Source organism: Cytobacillus spongiae, assembly GCF_021390075.1.
On the sequence record NZ_CP089997.1, the window covers coordinates 614,723 to 635,683 of the forward strand.

The 20,961-nt window shown below is 39.8% G+C and carries 22 protein-coding genes and 1 riboswitch; of the genes, 16 read left to right on the plus strand and 6 right to left on the minus strand.

Translation table 11 applies throughout. The annotated features are described in order from the left end of the window. Positions 1-269: 269 nt before the first annotated feature. The 6 genes from LS684_RS03230 to LS684_RS03255 all read left to right on the plus strand — a co-directional run bounded on the left by LS684_RS03230 (position 270) and on the right by LS684_RS03255 (position 3,734). Positions 270-770, plus strand: coding sequence for an AAA family ATPase (locus LS684_RS03230; RefSeq protein ID WP_233809891.1), 501 nt, complete (start codon positions 270-272; stop codon positions 768-770). Between the two features lie 169 nt (positions 771-939). Beyond that, positions 940-1,530 carry a signal peptidase I SipW gene (sipW, locus tag LS684_RS03235; protein ID WP_233809893.1) on the plus strand — a complete coding sequence of 197 codons (591 nt, stop codon included), beginning with the start codon at positions 940-942 and terminating at the stop codon, positions 1,528-1,530. Positions 1,531-1,609: 79 nt separating this feature from the next. Next, positions 1,610-2,227: a CalY family protein gene (locus LS684_RS03240; RefSeq protein ID WP_233809895.1), complete on the plus strand. Its 618-nt coding sequence runs from the start codon at positions 1,610-1,612 to the stop codon at positions 2,225-2,227. A 75-nt stretch (positions 2,228-2,302) separates the two neighbouring features. Next, a complete protein-coding gene (locus LS684_RS03245; RefSeq protein ID WP_233809897.1) occupies positions 2,303-2,974 on the plus strand; it encodes a M73 family metallopeptidase in 672 nt (223 codons plus the stop codon). Positions 2,975-2,987: 13 nt separating this feature from the next. After that, positions 2,988-3,191 (plus strand): endonuclease Q family protein, encoded by a 204-nt coding sequence (locus LS684_RS03250; protein ID WP_233809899.1) that lies wholly within the window; start codon positions 2,988-2,990, stop codon positions 3,189-3,191. 260 nt (positions 3,192-3,451) lie between these two features. Further along, positions 3,452-3,540, plus strand: a riboswitch (cyclic di-GMP riboswitch). Positions 3,541-3,572: 32 nt separating this feature from the next. Continuing rightward, the gene (locus LS684_RS03255; RefSeq protein WP_233809901.1) at positions 3,573-3,734 is read left to right on the plus strand and encodes an anti-repressor SinI family protein; all 162 of its coding nucleotides are present in this window, start codon (positions 3,573-3,575) and stop codon (positions 3,732-3,734) included. Between the two features lie 117 nt (positions 3,735-3,851). Here LS684_RS03255 and LS684_RS03260 read toward each other — a convergent pair whose 3' ends face one another. After that, positions 3,852-4,175, minus strand: a complete 324-nt coding sequence (locus LS684_RS03260; RefSeq protein ID WP_233809903.1) for a helix-turn-helix domain-containing protein — start codon at positions 4,173-4,175, stop codon at positions 3,852-3,854. A 231-nt stretch (positions 4,176-4,406) separates the two neighbouring features. Between LS684_RS03260 and LS684_RS03265 the strand changes: the two genes are divergently transcribed. The 4 genes from LS684_RS03265 (at position 4,407) to LS684_RS03280 (ending at position 10,120) form a co-directional block, all read left to right on the plus strand. After that, positions 4,407-6,074, plus strand: coding sequence for an acyl-CoA dehydrogenase family protein (locus tag LS684_RS03265; protein WP_233809905.1), 1,668 nt, complete (start codon positions 4,407-4,409; stop codon positions 6,072-6,074). A 190-nt stretch (positions 6,075-6,264) separates the two neighbouring features. Continuing rightward, a complete protein-coding gene (gene map / locus LS684_RS03270) occupies positions 6,265-7,017 on the plus strand; it encodes a type I methionyl aminopeptidase (protein WP_233809907.1) in 753 nt (250 codons plus the stop codon). A gap of 346 nt (positions 7,018-7,363) precedes the next feature. Beyond that, positions 7,364-8,569 (plus strand): IS256 family transposase, encoded by a 1,206-nt coding sequence (locus tag LS684_RS03275; protein ID WP_233806036.1) that lies wholly within the window; start codon positions 7,364-7,366, stop codon positions 8,567-8,569. A gap of 573 nt (positions 8,570-9,142) precedes the next feature. Then, on the plus strand, positions 9,143-10,120 hold the full coding sequence (locus LS684_RS03280) for an HD-GYP domain-containing protein (protein WP_233809909.1): 978 nt from the start codon (positions 9,143-9,145) through the stop codon (positions 10,118-10,120). Positions 10,121-10,158: 38 nt separating this feature from the next. On the opposite strand, the gene LS684_RS03285 is transcribed toward LS684_RS03280, so the two are convergent. Both LS684_RS03285 and LS684_RS03290 read right to left on the minus strand, forming a co-directional pair. Next, positions 10,159-10,383, minus strand: a complete 225-nt coding sequence (locus LS684_RS03285; RefSeq protein ID WP_233809911.1) for a DUF1128 domain-containing protein — start codon at positions 10,381-10,383, stop codon at positions 10,159-10,161. 100 nt (positions 10,384-10,483) lie between these two features. Further along, positions 10,484-11,836, minus strand: coding sequence for an alanine/glycine:cation symporter family protein (locus tag LS684_RS03290; RefSeq protein WP_233809913.1), 1,353 nt, complete (start codon positions 11,834-11,836; stop codon positions 10,484-10,486). Positions 11,837-12,032: 196 nt separating this feature from the next. On the opposite strand from LS684_RS03290, the gene LS684_RS03295 reads away from it, so the two are divergent. Genes LS684_RS03295 through LS684_RS03305 form a run of 3 tightly spaced genes read left to right on the plus strand, consistent with a single transcriptional unit; the run spans position 12,033 to position 13,726 of the window. Next, the gene (locus LS684_RS03295; protein ID WP_233809915.1) at positions 12,033-12,503 is read left to right on the plus strand and encodes a low molecular weight protein-tyrosine-phosphatase; all 471 of its coding nucleotides are present in this window, start codon (positions 12,033-12,035) and stop codon (positions 12,501-12,503) included. Positions 12,504-12,518: 15 nt separating this feature from the next. Beyond that, positions 12,519-12,848 carry a YtxH domain-containing protein gene (locus tag LS684_RS03300; RefSeq protein WP_233809917.1) on the plus strand — a complete coding sequence of 110 codons (330 nt, stop codon included), beginning with the start codon at positions 12,519-12,521 and terminating at the stop codon, positions 12,846-12,848. Positions 12,849-12,901: 53 nt separating this feature from the next. Beyond that, positions 12,902-13,726, plus strand: coding sequence for a YihY/virulence factor BrkB family protein (locus tag LS684_RS03305; RefSeq protein WP_233811530.1), 825 nt, complete (start codon positions 12,902-12,904; stop codon positions 13,724-13,726). Between the two features lie 240 nt (positions 13,727-13,966). On the opposite strand, the gene LS684_RS03310 is transcribed toward LS684_RS03305, so the two are convergent. Continuing rightward, positions 13,967-15,886: a heavy metal translocating P-type ATPase gene (locus tag LS684_RS03310; RefSeq protein WP_233809919.1), complete on the minus strand. Its 1,920-nt coding sequence runs from the start codon at positions 15,884-15,886 to the stop codon at positions 13,967-13,969. A gap of 203 nt (positions 15,887-16,089) precedes the next feature. Here LS684_RS03310 and LS684_RS03315 point away from each other — a divergent pair, with 203 nt between their 5' ends. After that, positions 16,090-17,019: a DMT family transporter gene (locus LS684_RS03315; RefSeq protein ID WP_233811531.1), complete on the plus strand. Its 930-nt coding sequence runs from the start codon at positions 16,090-16,092 to the stop codon at positions 17,017-17,019. Positions 17,020-17,424: 405 nt separating this feature from the next. Here the strand turns inward: LS684_RS03315 and LS684_RS03320 are convergent, their stop codons facing one another. Continuing rightward, on the minus strand, positions 17,425-18,606 hold the full coding sequence (locus LS684_RS03320; RefSeq protein WP_233809921.1) for an MFS transporter: 1,182 nt from the start codon (positions 18,604-18,606) through the stop codon (positions 17,425-17,427). A gap of 164 nt (positions 18,607-18,770) precedes the next feature. On the opposite strand from LS684_RS03320, the gene LS684_RS03325 reads away from it, so the two are divergent. Further along, the gene (locus tag LS684_RS03325; RefSeq protein ID WP_233809923.1) at positions 18,771-19,151 is read left to right on the plus strand and encodes an OsmC family protein; all 381 of its coding nucleotides are present in this window, start codon (positions 18,771-18,773) and stop codon (positions 19,149-19,151) included. Between the two features lie 66 nt (positions 19,152-19,217). Here LS684_RS03325 and LS684_RS03330 read toward each other — a convergent pair whose 3' ends face one another. Beyond that, positions 19,218-19,637 carry a pyridoxamine 5'-phosphate oxidase family protein gene (locus LS684_RS03330; protein WP_233809925.1) on the minus strand — a complete coding sequence of 140 codons (420 nt, stop codon included), beginning with the start codon at positions 19,635-19,637 and terminating at the stop codon, positions 19,218-19,220. Between the two features lie 44 nt (positions 19,638-19,681). On the opposite strand from LS684_RS03330, the gene cax reads away from it, so the two are divergent. Continuing rightward, positions 19,682-20,797: a calcium/proton exchanger gene (gene cax / locus LS684_RS03335; protein ID WP_267930361.1), complete on the plus strand. Its 1,116-nt coding sequence runs from the start codon at positions 19,682-19,684 to the stop codon at positions 20,795-20,797. The last annotated feature ends 164 nt before the right edge of the window (positions 20,798-20,961 follow it).

Sequence of the window (20,961 nt, forward strand, 5' to 3'; positions counted from 1 at the left end):
AATACAAAATCATTAGATAACGAGAGGTATTTCTAGAAAACGAACGAAAAATGTTCTTTAAAACGAAAAATCAACCAAATTTGCGATTTTTCAAACTATTACAAATGCACTATACTCAACTTGTGAGTTCGATAAAAAGAACGAAATTGAACATTAAAAAGAACTAAGCCTGTAAGGAGGGGGTTCGAATAAGGTACAAACGAATTAGGAAGTTCCGTGAAAAGAACAAAGCGTTTTGGTTTGTCATTAAAATTGCAGGAGTTTGGTATTTGGTAGTGGGGATCACCTCTTTTTCTACAGGCTTAACGAATGCGTCCTTTTCTGATTCTGATCTAGATCAGTTTGTGATTACAGCAGGCGTGTGGGAAGAGGAAGAAGAATGCAAGGAAGATGAATCTGATCACTGTGATGAGGAAGAGTCAGAAGAGGATGTAGAGAAAGGTGATTCTGAAGAGCAAGATGATGTAGAAGAGGAAGCAGTTGAAGAAGATGAACAAACAACATCTGATGAAGAGGAAGCAGATGAAGAAGGTGAACAAACAACACCTGATGAAGAGGAAACGGAATCAGAAGAGGAAGAAGAATCCGAACAAGATGCTGAAGGATCACAATTAGAGGAAGCTGAAGAATCAAACCAAGAAGATGAGGAAGATTCTGAGCAAGAAGTAGAAGAGCTACAACAGGAAGATGGGGAAGGAACAGAACCAATTAAAGAGGAATCACCAACTGAAGAAGTCGATGAAAAGGACTCTGAAGAGGAAAGCCCTTAGGGAAGAAGCTTTACAAGGGTGTTCTACTATTCGGAGTGCAGCTGGTGAGACAGGGGAAAAATGAAAATAAACAACATCGTCCAGATCCAAGCAAATGGAGAACCAGCGAAGAGTCTGGAGGATGATTGTATATAAATTACAAGTAACATGAGGCGGGAAGGTGTAACTCTTGAAGATTACTAGAAATAGATTGTTGAAGCTTACTAGCAACTTGATCACACTGATCCTTTTTATAAATTTAGTGATGATGGCATTTCTAGTTGTATCATCGAAAGCTTCTGGAGGCGAACCACAAGCCTTTGGGTATCAACTAAAGTCTGTTTTATCTGGTTCGATGGAGCCTACCTTTAAAACAGGGTCCGTAATTGGTGTTAAACCACTTGTAGAAAATGAAAAAAAGAATTTAAAAGTGGATGACATTATCACATACCAAGATGGCCCTGAGAAATTAACTACCCATCGAATTGTGGGAGTGATTGAGAGTGGTAACAACATTCTCTATGAAACAAGAGGGGATAACAACAAATCAAAGGATTTGACTCCCGTCCTATCAGATAATGTTGTCGCTAAGTATTCGGGCTTTACGATTCCTTATTTAGGATATTTTATTGATTTCAGTAAATCACCAGCAGGTAGTGCAATGCTGCTGATCATCCCTGGAATTTTCTTAATTGGCTATGCTGGCTTCAGCATTTACCAAACAATAAGGGAAATTGATTCAAAAACAAAGAAGTCCGCATCAAACGAAGAAACGGTCTAACAAGGTTGGTCACCTTATGGAAACATAAGGGTCAATATATATATTACATACCCGAAGAGGGTAGAGGAGGAAAATGAATATGAGTATTAAAACAAAATTAGGTATGGGGATTGCGTCAGCAGCATTAGGTTTATCTTTAATTGGTGGAGGAACATTTGCTTACTTTAATGATACTGCAGAAACGACAAGCAAATTTACTGCAGGTACATTAGACTTAAATGCATCTCCGACTACCATCATTGATATCGGCAATTTAAAGCCTGGAGATTGGATGACGCGTAGTTTCAACCTCCACAATAATGGGTCATTGGATATTGCTCGAGTATTGTTAAAGACCGATTATACAGTTACAGGTGCAGGAGATAATGCTGGTGATGACTTTGGAAAGCATATCCGAGTAAACTTCTTATACAACTCTGATAAAGAGACAGCTCCTCCAGGTTCTATTCCAGCAAGTCATGTGATCTACAGTACAACTTTATTTGACTTAAAGTCGATGACTCCAGATGCTGTAGAAAACAAAATATTTGTTCCTTTCCTTGAAGAAAATGATGGCTTGAAGGCTGGAACATCAGATAAGTTGTATGTTCAATTTGAGTTTGTTGATAATGGCAATGATCAAAACCATTTCCAAGGCGATTCTTTGCAGCTTAAATGGACATTCGAAGGAAAACAAGGTGCAGGAGAAAGAAAATAGGATTTTTTTAAAAGAGAAAAGGTGGGATGGACTATCCTGCCTTTTTCTACTAATTATTATAAGTGAGGTAATGCCATGAATATTAGACCTTTGGCAAAGCCATTGCTGATTTTCCTACTAGTGATAACCTATTCATTATTTCCAATCCTTGTTTTAGCTGATGAAGCTAAGGATGAGATGGAAATTACAATCCAGTCAAATGGAATTGAATACATGATTCATAATATCAAGCCAGGAGATTGGATGCCGAGAGAGATTACGATTGTAAATGATGGGAATAAAGATTTTTCCTATACGACCGTTATTGAGAATAGCAAGTCAGTTAAAGGGTTATTTGAGCAGTTAGACTTTCTTGTCCTTAGCGGTTCAAAAGTGCTCTATGAGGGGAAAGTAAAAGAGTTTAAAGGAGTTACTCCTAGAAATTTAGCAAAAGGTCAAAAGGAAACATTGATGTTTCAAGTAACAATGCCTTATGAGCTGGGAAATAGCTACCAGGGATCACAGGCTGAATTTGTGCTCAAGTTCTATGCAGAGGAAATAGACAGTGTAACAACTCCAGAAGCCCCAAACGATGATCCACCCAATCCAACAGATGATGATATCTTAGTGACACCAGTAATGAAAGACAAACTCCCTAATACAGCTACTAATACGTTTAATTTCTTATTAACAAGTGTTGTCTTCCTTAGCGCAGGAGGAGCTCTACTCTTGATCTATTATAGAAAAACAAAGATTGATGCTTCTTAATTGGAGGGAATCCATGTACAGAAAAAATTGTACGAAATGTAATCGTCCATCCTTTAGCAGCAGTGAAGTAGGTAAATGGATTTGTCCCATTTGTGGGAATGATTTAACAGGCTATCCATTTTTTGATGCGGTGACATTAGAACGTATTCCAATATATCCGTGGCCGTTTACGAAGAAGCTCCACCAATACACGAACCCCTTTCGTCAGTCATCCTAAAGGACTTATTTCCTATTACCATCATAAAAAATAAAAAAAGAATTCGACAGAAGTGTAAGGAATCTAACAGAATTACCTATGTTTAGGTAAAGGTAAATAACAGAAAAAATGGAGTCCAAACTGATTATAATAAATTTTTTAAGAGAATTTGGTGAATGGTGTAGTTTTGTCATGGTCACAAAATATTCAAACCTTACAAGAAGTGCCAATTTTCATTGCAGATATTGTGTAAGATAGTATTAGAAGCTATGGAGGTCTTAACTAGAAAAAGGCATACTTATTGAAAAATAAGGGCGCAAAATCACAGATCTAAGGTATGTATTCATACTATGATGGCTGGGTTGCCTGGAATACGCTACGTATTTTAGGGGGAATAAACTAGTGAAGAATAGGAACTTTAGCAAAAACCTAGATAATGACTGGGTGAGGTTAATGTTAGAGGCAAAACGGATGGGAATTGAACTTGATCAAATTAGAGAGTTTCTAAGAAAAGAAAATGTAAAGGAGTTTATCGTGAAGAAACCGCTTAAGAGTAACAACTAAATACCATATCAGCACTTAAGTGTTTCTTGGAAGAAGTTGATCTTTTGGGAAATGCTTTTTTATATTAATGGGCTTCGCAAGCAAGAGCCACTTAGGAACAACCTAATGGCTCTTACTTTATTGATTTTGCTTCGTTTTCCACTTTTGGAATTCTAGGAATTCACGAAATTCGTCCTTCGTTACTCCAGAATCCATCGCTTCTTTAATGATATTGATCCAGTCAGAATCGAGCTCATCTGTAGAATGCTGATCATGTATGAGCTGGTCAACAGACACACCTAGAACATTGGATATCTTTTCAAGGAATTGGATGGAAGGATTCGTTTGTAGATTCCTTTCTAATGAGCTTAAGTACGATTTGGCGACACCGGCTTGCTCTGCTAATTCTGATAGAGACATTTCTTTTTCTTGTCTTAGCTTTTTTACACGATCTCCAATCATCGATCTGTCACTCACCTTTATCTGTCTAATTATTTTCATATTAGCAAATTTGTTAACGTAGTTCCATAGATTGATGTGGGAAATGTTCTATAAGTTAGTATAACATATCGTAAACCGAAACAATTAACTAGTTTACAATATTTAGAAAAGCTCCTATCCTGTTGATGTTTATTAGGGATTGATTGATAATATTAATAACAGAAAATTCTAATTATTAAAAGGGGGTACGATGTGAATTTTTTTCAAGAGGATCCTAATTTATCATTTATATTAAAAAAGTACTTAGAAGAGAATTTTTTCAAGTGGGCAGAAGAGGAATTAACCCGTTTTGGTGAACTATGCGGGACCGAAATTGATCAAAGGGCCGTACATACCGATCGAGAGGGACAGCCAAGGTTAATTAAGTTTGACCAGTACGGTGAGGATATATCGCATGTTTGGGTAAATGAGGGGTACAAAAAAACGGTTGAGCAAACGTATCAAGTTGGAATAGTGGGCTATGTACATAAGGAAATCCCTGAATTAAATAAAAAGGGGAATTATCTTTACTCATATGCTCAAGGGTACCTTCTTTCCCACTCTGAACCTGGATTTTATTGTCCAGTGACATTAACGATGGCGACAGCGTACCTAATTGATCATTATGCAGATAAGAAGTTAAAGGAAAAGTATCTTCCCCATGTGATATCCACTGGTGAAGTGGAGTTGTATGAAGGAGCAACCTTTTTAACCGAGCGTCAAGGCGGATCAGATGTTGGAGCGAATGAAGTTCAAGCAAGATTAGAAGATGGTCATTATAGAATTTATGGGGAAAAATATTTCGCATCAAATGCAGGGGCATGTGGTGTGGCAATGATTTTAGCTCGTTGTGAAGGAAGTCCTAAGGGGACAAAAGGCTTAAGTCTCTTTCTTGTTCCATGGAGGACGGACAATGGCAAATTGAATAATCTAGAAATTAGAAGGTTAAAAGACAAGTTAGGTGTACGTGCAGTTCCATCGGGAGAGGTTGTTTTTCACGGAGCAGAGGCTTATTTAGTTGGTGAGATGAACAAGGGAATCTATTATATGATGGAGGCACTTAACTTATCCCGGATTTGTAATGCGATTGCTTCTGCTGGAATTATGAGAAGAGCTTTTTTAGAAGCGAGAAATTATGCGTTTTCGAGACACACGTTTGGTGGGTTCTTAGCTGATTTCCCAATGGTGAAAGAATCGTTAGTCAAGCTAGCCGTTAAGCAGGAGGTGGAAACAAGTGCGATCTTTTCACTCGTAAACCTGTTTGATCAAGTAACAGCACTGGCGGGGAATAAGCAAGATGAAGTAATGACCCGATTATTGATTGCCTTGTTGAAAATGGAATCAGCTGAACAAGCGATCCACTTTTCTCATGAGGCGATTGAGATGTTTGGTGGAAATGGGTATATTGAGGATTTCGTTACCCCTAGACTATTACGAGATGCTCAGGTGCTGACAGTTTGGGAAGGAACGGCAAATATACTAGGTCTTGAAGTACTTCGATTGATTGAATATTATGAAGCTCATACATTATTTTTAGAAGTCATGACAGACGAGTTGATTCAGTTGCCTGAAAGACTTCAAGCACACACTGCTCCCATTCAAAAAGGCATGAAGCAATTACACGAGCTTATAAGCTTTGTATCGCTAGGAAATCAAGATACGAAAACATATCACTGCAAAAGAGTAGCAAAGCTTATGACAAAAATCTATGAAAGTCTAGTAGCATTGCAAGATGCTGCACTCGGGGGAGAGCGGAAAGAAGCAGTAGCGAAAATCTTTCTAAACGAAACTTGGGGAGAGAATCAATGGGTCGATGAAGATATGCTTGCACTCATATACTTTGAACAGATTGTTGGGGGCAAGAATACAGCAAACGTATAAAGTTACGTTGGAGCTCTCCTTTTTAGGAGGGCTATTTATATGAGGCTTTGTGTTACGAAGCTTAAATTGAGTGTAATGAAAATGGGCACACATCAACTGACCATTCTTTTGATATTGTCGCATTCTAGCGATAAAATGAAGGAGATGAATCATACTCTAATGTAAAAGTGACTGAAAGGTAGGGAATATTATGATTGTGTTAAAATCGAAGCGTGAAATAGAAATGATGAAAAAAGCAGGAGAAGTATTGGCTGCTTGCCATAAAGAAATTGCCAAAATGATTGCTCCAGGTGTATCAACATGGGAAATCGATCAATTTGTTGAGGGTTTTTTAAAGAAGCATGGGGCTACTCCACAGCAAAAAGGGTATAAGGGTTATGAATATGCGACCTGCGCTAGTATAAATGACGAGGTATGCCATGGCTTCCCTCGCAAAGAGGCGTTAAAAGAAGGAGATATTGTCACAATTGATATGGTAGTCAACCTAAATGGAGCTTTAGCGGATTCGGCTTGGAGCTATGCAGTAGGAGAAGTATCAGATGAAGCATCACAGCTGTTAAAAGTGACAAAGGATGCATTGTATAAAGGAATCGAAGCCAGTCAAATGGGCCAGCGAATTGGCGATATCGGCCATGCAATTCAAACGTATGCAGAAGGAGAAGGTTTCTCTGTCGTTCGTGACTTTATTGGCCATGGGATTGGTGCCTCGATTCACGAAAAGCCAGATGTCCCTCATTTCGGTCTCCCAGGGAAAGGCCCTCGTATCAAGGAAGGCATGGTTTTTACGATTGAACCCATGATTAACCTTGGGGTATACCAAACGAAGATGGACGCCAATGGCTGGACAGCTAGAACAACAGATGGAAAACTTTCTGCCCAGTTTGAACATACCATTGCGATAACAAAAGAAGGTCCAGTTATTTTGACGGATCAAGAGGGGTAAGAAGTTCGGGTTATATTGTGGGAAAGTGTTAGCCGAGTAGGAAGAGGTGCATGGTTCGGACAGGGAAAGCGGAAAAAGCGAGATCGGAGTCCGAAGTGGCCATTGGTTCGGACAGGAAAAGCGTAAAAAGAGTGAAATGTGTCCGAAGAGGTGCTGGGTTCGGACAGGGAAAGCGAAAAAAGAGTGAATGGAGTCCGAAGTGGCCCTTAGTTCGGACAGGGAAAGCGGAAAAAGAGTGAAATGTGTCCGAAGAGGTGCTGGGTTCGGACAAGGAAAGCGAAAAAAGAGAGAGCGTATAAAATTTTGTGTAAATGGATATACTTTCCATTAAAGGAGATGGTCGTTTATGCAAAGTTTTCGAGATCTAACTGTAAGAGAATTAGCTAGTCAATGCCAAACTGTTGATGATATTCATATGATGATGAAAGAATTGTTTAGAGAAACACTTCAACAGGTATTTGAGGCTGAAATTGAGGAACATCTAGGTTATTCCAAGCATGATTCTTCTGGGAATAATACAGGAAATAGTCGTAATGGATATAGTAAAAAGTCGATTAAAACAAAGCTTGGAGAGACTCCTCTTAGTATACCTAGGGATCGAAAAGGTGAATATGAGCCACAGATTATCAAGAAGTATGAAACTTCTATCAATGGACTTGAAGATCAAATTATTGCTCTCTATTCTAAGGGAATGTCTACTCGAGATATCGAGCAACACATGAAAGATATCTACGGAGTCAATGTTTCACCAAGTTTGGTCAGTAAAGTCACAGATAAGATTTTACCCCTGGTCTATGAGTGGCAGTCTCGTCTACTAGAACCTGTTTATCCTATCGTGTTTTTAGACGCTATTCATTTTAAGGTAAAGCATGAAAATCGAATTGTTAGTAAAGCCGCATACACGGTATTAGGGATTAATACCGATGGTATTAAGGATATACTTGGAATCTGGATTGGTGAGGATGAGAGCGCTAGCTTCTGGCTGAATGTCTGCCAGGATCTTAAAAGCAGAGGAGTTGAAGACATTCTTATTGTTTGTAAGGACGGGCTTTCAGGCTTTTCTGAGGCGATTAGCGCTACGTTCCCAAAGACAGATATACAGTCATGTATTATTCATCAATTACGAAACAATGTAAAAGGTGTCCCTATGAAATACCGCAAAGAACTTATGGCTGATTTAAAGTTAGTTTATAAAGCGGTTACTTTAGAAAAAGCTGAAAGTGCTTTTCAAGATTTCAAAGAACAGTGGGGACAGAAGTATCCTGCAATTATTAAATCATGGGAAACAAATTGGTTGGAGTTAACTACTTATTTCTCCTATCCAGTAGAGATAAGAAAACTGATTTATACAACGAATACTATTGAAGCTTTCCATAGGCAGTTAAGAAAAGTTACGAAAACCAAAACAGCTTATCCAACAGATAATTCTTTACGTAAGATTGTTTTTCTGGCCACTATGGGGGTGACAGACCGATGGACTGTACCTGTACCAGGGTGGATGGAATGTAGGCAACAGTTTGAAATCATGTTCGCTGGTCGGCTTGGGAAATAAGTTCTGTCCTAGCATTCCTACGTATTAGGGCAATGCCTTAAGGGTTTATCGCTTTAGGTTCTCCCAAAAGGGAAAAAGAGAGGAAAATCCTCTCTTCCTTTTGTACAGAACCCCACTTGGTGCTCGGGTTGCTCCCCAGCATTGCCCTATCCCCCTAGTAGGTAAGATTATTGTTGACTATCAAGCACATGTTCAATCATTTACACAAAATAATTTACACTACCCAGAAAAAGTCAGATCGGAGTCCGAAGTGGCCCTTGGTTCGGACAGAGAAATCGGAAAAAGTGCAATCGGAGTCCGAAGAGGCGTATGATTCGGACAGGATAACCCAAAACTACATCAACCCAGCCTAATCCAGCTAACCTCGTCCCAAAGAAAGCATCCATCATCGTAAGCCCCCCCTCCAACCCACCATTAAGCCGTCGCTCCATATACGTCATTATCATATCGCGCCACATTCCTTTCGCCTCACTAAATTTTCCTGATAATTTTGAGCGGTTGGTAGTGACAAGCTATTGCATGGATTTGTATACTAGAGTAAAGAGTGGTGGAAAGAGGGGCGACAAGCGATACATGAGATTGATTAGCATAGATGAATACAACGAGTTGCTCATGCAGTTAGCGAGGCCAGTGTATGATCGTCATCGGCGCGTGCTGCTTGCTGAGGGTCGGACCATTCATCCTACCTACTTACAAAAATTAAAAGCGATGGATATTCGTTATATCTTCGTTGAAGATGCTGAGAGTCGCGGGATTACTATGGAGGAAATGGTCAATGTTCCTACATGGATTGATGCCATTAAGGTGGTTCAAGATGCGTTTGAAGCAGTGCGCAAAGGGGAGGAAATCCCAATGCGTGAGCTTCAAAGGCTAGTGGTGAAATTAGTGGAAGAGGTCGCCAAGCGGAAAGCACTTATCTTGATTCCTGCTTCCTCCCAAGCGGAGGAACTAGCTCCTTATGCTCATGCGGTTAATGTGGCGCTGCTTTCTATGCAAATTGCGAAGAAGAAGAATATTAATCAGCTTCAGTTGAAGGATCTTGCAATAGGTGCTTTACTACATGATATTGGGAAAGTCCTTACAGATAGGGAAGTGGATCATCCGAAGGCAGGCTTTGAGTATATGCGAAAGGTGAGAGAAATTAGTTTGCTCGCTTCACATGTAGCTTACCAGCATCATGAATGGGTTAATGGAGAAGGGAAACCAAGGAAGCTAACTGGGGAACAAATCCATGAGTTTGCACAAATCTGTAGCATCTCGAATGTCTATGAACACATGATTTCAGAGGAGCATCTTCCACCTCATGAAGCAATGGAATATATTATGGTCAATAGTGGAAAGATGTTTTCGCCAGAACTTGTTCAGTTATTTGTTCAAGAAGTTCCCCCGTATATTCCAGGTACTAAAGTAACATTAAATAATGATCGAAATGCGATTGTGACGAAAATTAAAAGCAATATACAAAGGCCTTTTATTCGGTATTTAGATAGCGGGGAAGAACTTTCTCTTGCGGATCATCATACCCTATTAATTTCAAAGGTCTTACACTAAAGAAAAAAATCCACTCCAATTGGAATGGATTTTTTTTCTTACATTTTCCTCAAGTTTCCAAGCTCTTCAACTAATGCTTGCATTTCATTGGGACTAAAGGAGTCTTTCTTCATTACAAGTTCATAAATATCCTTTAATTCTTCATACATTTCTTCATCAAAATGGGAGGGTTTAATCGCACCAAGGTTTAAGACCTTTAGCTTCTCTTTTATTTTTTCAATCATGAATTCTACGTTTTCTGTTGACTTTTGTGTTAAATCCACGCCGTTCATCCTTTCACACTTGTTATTAACATCTTTCCACTTTAAGGTGTAAAAGTCAATGAAAAATCCGACTGAACTGGTCAGCCGGATTTAAATAAAATTATACACTTAAAGTCTTTTCTTGTTTTTCCTGTTTGATCGCATTCAGAACGTTTTTCGTTTCTAGAACGACGACTCCTGAAAGTCCGAGAAGGCCGACGAGGTTCGGGAAGGCCATTAAGCCGTTCATGATATCCGCAATCCCCCAAACCACTTTTAGCTGAAGGATCGCTCCGAAGAATACAGCGACCACAAACAGTATGCGATAAATAATGATCGTTTGGTTATTGAACAAGTAGGAGAAGCATTTTTCCCCGTAATAAGACCAGCCAATGATCGTAGATGAAGCAAAGAACAATAATCCTAGTGCAATAATATAGGCACCAGTCGTTCCTAAGAATTTCTCAAAAGTAATGGATGTTAAGGCAGCACCTGTGACATCTCCTGTATAAAGGTCACCCATAACAAGGGTAATTCCAGTGATTGAACAGATGATAATTGTGTCGATGAATACTTGTGTCATAGACACTAAAGCTTGGCGTGCAGGCATATCCGTTTTTGCTGCTGCAGCAGCAATTGGTGCTGAACCTAAACCAGCTTCATTTGAGAACACTCCACGAGCAACCCCCCAGCGGATGACCGTACCTAAAGCACCACCTGCTACGGCTTCACCAGTAAAGGCATCTGTGAAAATTAAGGCGATGGCTCCTGGGAGTAAATCAACATTCATAATCATTACAATCAGCCCAGCGATTAGATAGAAAAATGCCATTACTGGAACAAAGAAAGCTGTAACCTTTCCGATGCTTTTTATTCCACCTAGAATAACTAAAGCAGTGAAAATAGCTAAAACAAGTCCAGTGACCCAGGTAGGAACGGAAAAGGTCGTTTCAACAACTTCAGCAACCGAATTGGATTGTACTAAATTTCCGATTCCAAAAGCGGCAATGGCGCCAAAAAGGGCAAACATAACTCCTAGCCATTTCTGACCGAGACCACGTTCTAGATAATACATCGGACCGCCGGACATTTCTCCGTTTTCGTCCGTAACGCGGTATTTAACAGCTAGAACCGCCTCTGCATATTTCGTTGCCATTCCAACAAGGGCGGTAATCCACATCCAAAATACTGCACCAGGTCCCCCTGTAAAGACTGCAGTTGCTACACCGGCAATGTTTCCTGTTCCAACAGTCGCAGCCAGCGCGGTCATAAGTGCTTGGAAATGTGAGATGTCCCCATCTGATGTTTTATCTTGCTTTTTTGTAAACGCGAGCTTTAATGAATAAGGAAGTAAGCGAATTTGAAGAAAGCCAATGCGGATAGTTAAATAAAGCCCCGTTCCGACAAGTAGAATTAGAAGAGGTGGTCCCCATACCCAGCCACTTATTCTATCAATCCATTCTTGTATGCTCATTCTGTCTCCCCCTTTAATAAGATGAATTTTTTTAAAAAAAGATAATGTCCATACAAGAATATTCTGAAAATATAGTGCAAATGTCAAGTATATTTTTAAAAAAGAATGTATATTTATTAATTTTCTACAAATTCTTCCTGGAATTATTGCATGAACCTAGTGATATGAAGGAAAATGTAGGAGAGGAGGTTAATGTATGATAAATGTATTATTTGTTTGTTTAGGGAATATTTGTCGTTCACCAATGGCGGAGGCCGTGTTTCGTGAGCTTGTAAAAAGGGAAAAGTTGGAGCATATTATCCAAGTAGATTCTGCAGGAACAGGGGATTGGCATATTGGAAAACCTCCCCACGAAGGAACGAGAAGAATATTAACAAGTCATCAAATTGGTTTTGAAGGGGTGACTGCTCGTCAAATTCAAGCGATCGACCTAGAAAAATTCGAATATATTTTAGCAATGGATGCTGATAATCAGCTGAATATCAAAAGTCTTAAAACAGAAAATCCAAAAGCCTTTGTTGGGATGCTATTAGATTTTCATCCAGATGCACAAAATAAGAATGTTCCAGATCCTTATTACACAGGTAATTTTGAAGAGGTATATGAGCTTGTGTATAAAGGATGTGAAGGATTATTAAATGAAATTCGTTTCAACTATCGAATATAAGAGAGGAGAATAGAAATGGGGAACATGAATAAGCTTTGGAAAGGGATGTTATTTGGAGCGTTAGCAGGAGGGGCTGTCAGCTTGTTCGACCGAGACACGCGCCAAGCTGTGACAAGCAGTTGTAAAAAAGGGGCACAAACCGCAACATATTATATAAAACACCCAAATGAGGCTGTCACACAAGTGAAAGAAACGACGCAAAAAATCCGAACGACTATTGAGCAAGTGAGTGAGGATGTATCGTTTATTTCTGGACAAGTTGAAGAACTAAAAGGGTTAACACCAGCGGTAAAGGATTTGGTCGAAGACACGAAAGAAGTCTTTACGAAGGATAAAGAAGGCTGAGTCTACATATGCTTTGAAAAAAAGATTGCACGGAAAATTGAGGTGGTGCTGTGATAAAAAAGAAGAGATCCTATTTCGTTTTACTCTGGAAGAGGTTTCAAGAGGATGATGTGCTAGGATTAGCCGCTCAGCTAGCATACTTTTTCTTATTGTCCTTATTTCCTTTGCTCATCTTTATTGTTACCTTGCTTCCATATTTACCAATTACACAGGCAGATTTACTTGCAGTCATTCGCGATTTTGCCCCTGGTGAAACGATGGATTTAATCGAAACAAACCTTGCAGGTATCTTAAATGAACAAAATGGAAAGCTATTGTCCTTTGGGGTTATTGGGACGATTTGGTCTGCATCTAATGGGATTAATGCGATTGTACGAGCTTTTAATAAAGCCTACAATGTAACTGAAAGTAGATCGTTTGTAGTTGCAAGAGGCATGTCAATTTTGCTTACCTTTGGGATGATTTTGGTTATTATTGTTGCGTTATTATTACCTGTATTTGGGAAACAGATTGGTGTATATCTGTTTTCAAATTTTGGTCTCTCTAGTGAGTTTTTAACGATTTGGAATACACTCAGGTGGCTTGTCAGCTCAGTCATTATCTTTATCGTATTTGTTAGTTTATATTGGATTGCTCCTAATAAAAAATTGACATGCGTTAGTGTCATTCCTGGCGCGATTTTTGCTACAGTTGGATGGGCGTTTGTTTCCTTAGCCTTTTCCTATTATGTAGGGAGCTTTGGAAACTATTCAGCTACGTATGGAAGTATTGGAGCGATAATTGTTCTGATGATTTGGTTTTATTTAACAGGGATCATGCTGATTCTCGGTGGAGAAATAAATGCCATTTCTAGTCAAATCAAAGATAAGGAGTGCTAAACCATCCTTAAGTTTCCTTTCATGAAAAAGGTGGAGGCGAGCATAATATAGTTGAAGCCAATAAAAAAGGAGGACTACAAATGACAAAGCACACGAAAAAAGACGGCGGGACAAAGCAAAATTCAAAGAGTAAACCAAAGCATAAAACATCTAGCTCTGCGAACGGACAAAACGGATATCACTAAGCATAAAAAAAACCGCTCTAAGGGTATACCTTGGAGCGGTTTCGCTATTTACAAATCATGATGATTTTAATAAACGTAGGCTGTTTAAAATAACCAGTATGGTACTTCCTTCATGACCAATGACTCCATATGGGAGATCAAGGAATTGAAGGAAATTTGATGCGATTAGGAACATAATTACCGTGATTGAGAAGATGACATTTTGCTTGATAATCCGATTCATTCGCTGGGAAAGGCGAATGGCCTCCGCAATCCTAGACAAGTCATTTTTCATTAAGACGACATCAGCTGTTTCAAGAGCAACGTCGGTGCCTTCACCCATGGCGATTCCAACACTCGCAGTTGCTAAAGCAGGTGCATCGTTAATGCCATCACCCACCATGGCGACCGTTTGAAAGCGGCTCTTTAATTTCTTTAGCTCATCCACTTTTTGTTCAGGTAGACACTCGGCGATGTAATCATTCAAATGACTTTCTCCTGCAATGGCTTTTGCCGTTTTCTCACTATCTCCTGTGAGCATAAGCGTATAAATGCCAAGCTGTCTCAAGTCATCGATTGCTTGCTTTGTCACCTGACGAACGACATCCTTGAGGGCAATCAAACCGACAACTTCACCATTTTTCTCTGCATAGACAATTGTCTTTCCTTCTTCTGCCAGCGCAAGAGCAGCTCCATTAGCAAAGTCTTGGGCAGCCTCTTTCCCAACGAAATCGGCTTTACCAATCTTCCAATTATCTTGATTGATGGTTGCTTTAACACCCCAGCCTGCCACGTCTTCAAGGCTATCAGGTGAAAAAATCGGCTGTTCTAAGGTAGCCTTTGTGTAATTAACGATTGCTTGAGCTAACGGATGGTTCGAATGACTTTCAATGGAAGCAATAGATAGCAATACAGCTTCTTTAGAAAGTCCATCCTTCACAATTACTTCTGTTACCTCTGGTCGCCCTTTTGTCAATGTACCTGTTTTATCAAAGGCGATTGCTTGAATGTGACTTAAATTTTCTAAGTGAACACCGCCCTTAAACAGGATTCCATGCTTCGCCCCATTGGATATGGCCGATAATGTAGCGGGCATAATCGATGCGACTAATGCACATGGGGATGCAACAACTAATAGAATCATTGCTCGGTAAAAAGTTTCCGTCCAGCTCCACCCTAATAGGAAGTGAGGTAGGAACATCATTAAGACGACAACTGCTAAGACCACTTTTACGTATGTGCCTTCAAAACGTTCGATGAATAGCTGGGAAGGCGACTTTTCGCTTTGAGCCGATTGTACAAGCTCAATAATTTTTTGAAAAAGGGTCTCATGACTCGGTTTAGTAATTTCAACGGTAATGGAGCCATTTAAGTTTACTGTTCCAGCAAATACTTCGTCTTGCATTCCTTTAGAGACTGGAACCGATTCCCCTGTAATTGTCGCTTCATCGAGTGTCGACTGACCTTTTGTAATTTTTCCATCGGAAGGAACGCGTTCCCCAGGCTTTACTAAAATCAGGTCGCCTACTTTAAGCTGTGAAACAGGAACCAATTCCTCCATACCATCTGAGATTCTAAGCGCTTCTTCTGGCTGTAGCTCCATTAAGGAGGAAATTTCCTTATGACTGCGATTCATTGTATAGGTTTCTAGTGCGCCACTAACCGCAAAAATGAAGATTAAGATGGCGCCTTCCGTCCAATATCCAATAATTGCTGAGCCAATTGCTGCGAAAATCATTAGCATTTCCACATTCAGCTCTTTATTCTCAATCGTTTCTTCAATTCCTTCTTTTGCTTTTGCGAAGCCTCCGATGACAAAGGCTAGAATAAAAGCAACAATGGATGGTGTGCCCGCATCATTTTTATCTAGTATCCAGCCAGTAGCAATTAACACACCACTAAGGAGGGCTGCAATGAGCTCAGCATGTACTTTCCATTTTTCAATAAGACTTTCCTTCGGTTGAGCTTGATTCTTTACTAACGCTTCTGTACTCATGTTTCTCTTCCCCCGATCTCTTCTAAATGAGAAAAATAATCACCTTCAATACCCCTATAAAATGACGAAAGCTGCCATCCAATGGATGACAGCAGTAAAGCCGTTAGAGCTATTTCATTTACATATTTATATATTTACTTTACCATACATCTTATGTAAACGTGAAGTGTTTGCTACAAAATTATTTGATTGGGGCAAAAATGATGGACGCACAGAAGTTTTTCACGCATCCTCTTGGGATTATCGGATCAGCTGTTGGAGCAACGATCTTATGGGGGAGTGCATTTCCCTTTATTAAGATGAGCTATTCGATGATGGATATACAACCGAACGAAATAGGCGAGCAAATGCTGTTTGCCGGGTACCGATTTTTTCTTGCAGGCTTATTAATCTTAAGTGTGTTTTTTTTATTGGGCAGAAACATGAAGCTTCGTAAGGAAACGATTCTACCTATTGTAAAAATTGGTGCTTTTCAGACGTTCTTACAATATATCTTATTTTATATTGGTCTAAGCTATTCAACGGGTATTCAGGGCTCGATTATCGCTGGGACAACTTCTTTCTTTCAAATCGTATTCGCTCATTTTCTTTACCCAGACGATAAGATAAATCGGTTGAAAACGATGGGGCTAATTGTTGGGTTTACGGGGGTCATTTTCGTCAATATTCCACGCGGAGATTATGAGGTTGGATTTGGAATTGGGGAAATTCTTTTGCTGTTCGCCATGATGGCGGGAGCTTTTGGGAACATTTTATCCCGTAATGGCAGTCGCCATATGGAGGTTATCTATATAACAGCTTATCAAATGCTGTTGGGCTCCTTTGGGCTCATTCTCATCGGTGGTGTTTCAGTTGGCCTCATGCCATTCGATTTTGATTGGGCGTCTGCTCTCATCTTATTTTATCTTGCCTTCTTATCGGCTGCAGGCTTTATTCTTTGGAACAATGTTATGAAGTACAACCAAGTAGGGAAAGTCTCACTTTACTTATTCTTGGTCCCTGTATTTGGGGTCATGCTATCTTCCATCCTATTAAAAGAACAGCTGTATTTCTTAGTGTTGATTGGACTGGCACTTGTAGTTGCTGGAATTCTAATCGTCAATAAGCCGCAGCGGAAAAAAGCAAAAGGTTAATCTTTCAAACTGTAGGAAAACTCCACTAACTTCGAGTGTTCCTACAGTTATTTTTTATATATAAAAAATGTGTGGCGTAAATTCCCGCATCACTTCTATCTATTTCTATAGTTTAGAAAAGAAAAAAGTCTTAAGAAAAACGAAGGTTGGTAGATTGAGGCGGAGGGCGCTTGCCTCTTTGAGGAATAGCATTTTAGGCGAGACCCAAGCAGGGTGCATTCCGAAGTGTCTCAGAGAATGCCACCGAAAAGCAAACGCTAGGAGCTGAAATAACCTAATCTCCATAAAAATGAAAAAGGCATCTCGGATGCCTTTTAAATATTTCATACAGCGATACATAGTATGAGCCCGTTGATTTCCGCCTGAACCAACGCCCTTTCCCAAAAGAATCCCCTTGAACAGAAGTTACCCTTTGACCATACTCATATCCTTTTGCAGCTTTCCATTTGGTCGAAAGGAGAGTAGTGCTAACCAGATGAAGAATAGCATGAGACTAATCACAAAGAAAAAGCTATTTTCAAAGAATTGGATGGATAGCCCGCCGATAAACGGCCCACTAATGCTTCCAAGGCTAAAGAAAATCCCGCACATTAAATTTCCTGTCGGAAGGAGCTGCTTTGGCAACAGGTCGGTCATATAGCTAATTCCTAATGAAAACGTCGATCCGACAAGCATCCCTGCAATAAAGAAACAAATCAATAAGCCAATTACCGAATCCTGAAACATACCAGCAGCGGCAAATGCGATAAACCCAGAAAGCATCACAAGCAATAGAATTTGACGCCTTCCATACTTGTCACTTAGCATTCCTAAAGGCAACTGAAAAACAATACTTCCAACAGCAAAAGCGGGAAGGATAATAGATACTGCACTTATATCAATTCCCGTTCGAAGGGCATACACAGGGAAATTACCATTTAAGCTTGCCTCTAAAAATCCATAGCCAAATGGGGGGAGAAAGGCAACCCATGCATACTTCCAAACACGGCCAAATCGCTTGAATGTTCCTAGAAAATTGCTTGTTTCCATATCCTCAGCAGGAAATTCGTTTTTAATCCAAAAGATCATCGTCCAAGCGACAAGACTGATGGCACCTGAAATGAGGAACGGCATCGCTTCATTAATCGCAAGGAATCTCGTCATCAGTGGTCCTGCTGCAAAGCCAATCCCAAAAAACAGTCCATATAACGAAATATTGCGCCCCCTGCGGTCCTCTGGCGAGAAGGACGTGATCCAAGTTTGTGTACCGAAATGGAGCATATGATCACCTACGCCAATTAGCAAACGAAGAATAAACCAAAACCAAAAGGACTTCCAAACGGGAAATAGCAGTAATGATAGAACTACCATAATCCCGCCAATTAAAATAATCGGCTTATAGCCTAATTTTCGAAGGGGAGCTTCCATCAGAGGAGAAGCTAATAAAATTCCAATATACAAGCCCGTTGCATGCAGCCCATTTATTGAAGAAGAAACACCATCTTGTTCAAAAATAATGGCAATAAGGGGAAGCAGCATTCCTTGTGAAAACCCGGAAATTGCTACAATGCTGATTAAAATCCAAAACCGTACAGTTAACTGATTCATATACATGTATTCTCCTACAAAATAATGTCCACTTTACTGATGGTAAAGGGTCTTTTTTTTCAATGCAAGAAAAAGAAATGTTTTTCTTCTTTTATCGTAGGGAAAAATAGTATAATCACAATTGTGAATAAGTTAACCAAAATCATCCAGGGGAGTGAAGATTTGTGGAGTTTCATATGAAAGAAGTGGGCTTTTATACGGATCTTGGGTTTGGTCGTCTAGAAGTGTCAGGAAATGAAGAGCATGGCTTTCGTCCATACCAGCTTTTGGTTTCATCTCTAGCGGTTTGTTCAGGGGGAGTACTAAGAACCATTTTAGAAAAGATGCGCATGCAGGTCGATGATATTCGGATAAAAGCAGACGTCGAGCGGAATGAGAAAGAAGCCAATCGATTGGAAAAAGTACATATTCACTTCTTCATTTCAGGAACAGACCTCAATGAAGATAAACTTCATAAAGCGCTAGAATTGGCTCGTAAAAATTGCTCGATGGTGAGATCTGTTGAAGGCAGCATCGAGGTCATCGAAACATTTGAGATTGTTTAACCGATGAGGCTGACAACTGAAGCATGAAGAAAAGGAAGGATGCATCATACATCACTTCCTTTCACACTAGAGTGTTAGTTCCTCGGGACCGTCACCTGCTTGGTCAAAATAGCGAATTATCGATGGAGTCATCTTCAGAAGTAGGTAGTTTGGATCCTCAGGTCCTGACATCCATTCCTTTAGTTGATCATTCCAAAATTTAGAACGCAGCTCTTTTGAGTCCTCCAATGTTGCTTTTGCCTCAATTTCACAGTATGAACTAGAGAAGCCATTACCTTCGAGACCAACTAGAATATGCACATTCGGATTTTCCTCTATGTCCTCGACTTTATGTGTGTGTTTATTCGTTGCAGCATAGAGTGTTAGATCTTCATGGAAAAACAGCATAAACCGGCTAAAGGGTTTGCCGTTTCGAATGGTAGCTAGTGTACCAACTTGATGTTGATCCAGTAACCTAATGACTTTTTGCTTAACTTGCTCATTCAAGTTAGCCAACTCCTTTCATGTTCTATCTATAATCTGTCTCGAATATGGAATTTTATGTTTCAATCTGCCATGATAATTTTTATAAAAAGAAGCGAGGGATTTTTTTGGTAAATAAAATATTTATGCTAGCTACTTTTATTGGGGTACCCCTTTCAGTCGTTGGTAGCTTAATGCACTGGCCGAGTACGGCTTTATTCGTCATTTACTGTTTAACGATTATTGCACTCGCTAGCTACATGGGGAGAGCAACGGAAAGCTTAGCGATTGTGTCAGGCCCTAGAATTGGTGGACTTTTAAATGCGACCTTTGGAAATGCTGTTGAGCTCATTATCTCTATTTTTGCTTTAAAGGCTGGACTAGTTGGGGTGGTATTAGCATCCTTAACAGGTTCGGTATTAGGAAACCTATTATTGGTCGCTGGTTTATCGTTCTTCGTAGGAGGAATTAAATTTAAGCGTCAATCCTTTAATGTATTTGATGCAAGACATAATTCCGGTTTATTAATGTTTGCGGTCATCGTAGCATTTGTGATTCCGGAAGTATTCTCCATGACGATGAATGAAAGCAAAACACTTACGTTAAGTATTGGTATTTCAGTTATTTTAATACTCCTTTATTTAGCTGCCTTATTTTTCAAGCTCGTTACGCACCGCGGGGTGTATCAGCATGAGGGTGAGGGACATCATGATGAGGAAGAGCCTGAGTGGGGGAAACGCAAAGCCATTACCGTTCTAGCTCTTGCAACAATAGCGGTTGCTTATGTATCGGAGAACTTAGTTCACACGTTTGATGTGGTTGCTGAAACGTTTGGCTGGAGTGAATTATTTATCGGGGTAATAATTGTCGCAATTGTCGGGAATGCAGCAGAGCATGCATCAGCAATTATAATGGCCTATAAAAATAAGATGGACATTGCCGTTGAGATTGCCGTTGGTTCCACATTGCAAATTGCCATGTTTGTTGCACCAGTACTTGTGTTAATTTCGTTGTTCTTCCCAACGACGATGCCCCTTGTATTTACACTTCCAGAGTTAATCACAATGGCAACAGCTGTCCTTCTCATGATTGTTATCTCAAATGATGGAGAGACCAACTGGTTTGAAGGGCTAACTCTCCTTGCTGCATATGTCATTATGGGAATCGGATTTTATTTATTATAGTCTCCCGGGTTTTCGTTCTAGTTACCAACGTAAAGTTCTACAAGAAATCACTAACCCCAGCAGCTGAAGTGACTATTCCATCAGCAAAAAAAAGACTCTGCACGGAAAAATCGTGTAGAGTCTTTTTAAATTTTAAGTATCGAATGGAAATTGGACGAATATGT

Excerpts from the sequence above, each read along its gene's own strand:
- LS684_RS03240 (WP_233809895.1), top strand. The coding sequence starts at position 1,610 with ATGAGTATTAAAACAAAATTAGGTATGGGGATTGCGTCAGCAGCATTA.
- LS684_RS03245 (WP_233809897.1), top strand. The coding sequence starts at position 2,303 with ATGAATATTAGACCTTTGGCAAAGCCATTGCTGATTTTCCTACTAGTG.
- LS684_RS03250 (WP_233809899.1), top strand. The coding sequence starts at position 2,988 with ATGTACAGAAAAAATTGTACGAAATGTAATCGTCCATCCTTTAGCAGC.
- LS684_RS03260 (WP_233809903.1), bottom strand. The coding sequence starts at position 4,175 with ATGATTGGAGATCGTGTAAAAAAGCTAAGACAAGAAAAAGAAATGTCT.
- map (WP_233809907.1), top strand. The coding sequence starts at position 6,265 with ATGATTGTGTTAAAATCGAAGCGTGAAATAGAAATGATGAAAAAAGCA.
- LS684_RS03275 (WP_233806036.1), top strand. The coding sequence starts at position 7,364 with ATGCAAAGTTTTCGAGATCTAACTGTAAGAGAATTAGCTAGTCAATGC.
- LS684_RS03280 (WP_233809909.1), top strand. The coding sequence starts at position 9,143 with ATGAGATTGATTAGCATAGATGAATACAACGAGTTGCTCATGCAGTTA.
- LS684_RS03290 (WP_233809913.1), bottom strand. The coding sequence starts at position 11,836 with ATGAGCATACAAGAATGGATTGATAGAATAAGTGGCTGGGTATGGGGA.
- LS684_RS03295 (WP_233809915.1), top strand. The coding sequence starts at position 12,033 with ATGATAAATGTATTATTTGTTTGTTTAGGGAATATTTGTCGTTCACCA.
- LS684_RS03300 (WP_233809917.1), top strand. The coding sequence starts at position 12,519 with ATGGGGAACATGAATAAGCTTTGGAAAGGGATGTTATTTGGAGCGTTA.
- LS684_RS03310 (WP_233809919.1), bottom strand. The coding sequence starts at position 15,886 with ATGAGTACAGAAGCGTTAGTAAAGAATCAAGCTCAACCGAAGGAAAGT.
- LS684_RS03315 (WP_233811531.1), top strand. The coding sequence starts at position 16,090 with ATGGACGCACAGAAGTTTTTCACGCATCCTCTTGGGATTATCGGATCA.
- LS684_RS03320 (WP_233809921.1), bottom strand. The coding sequence starts at position 18,606 with ATGAATCAGTTAACTGTACGGTTTTGGATTTTAATCAGCATTGTAGCA.
- cax (WP_267930361.1), top strand. The coding sequence starts at position 19,682 with ATGGAATTTTATGTTTCAATCTGCCATGATAATTTTTATAAAAAGAAG.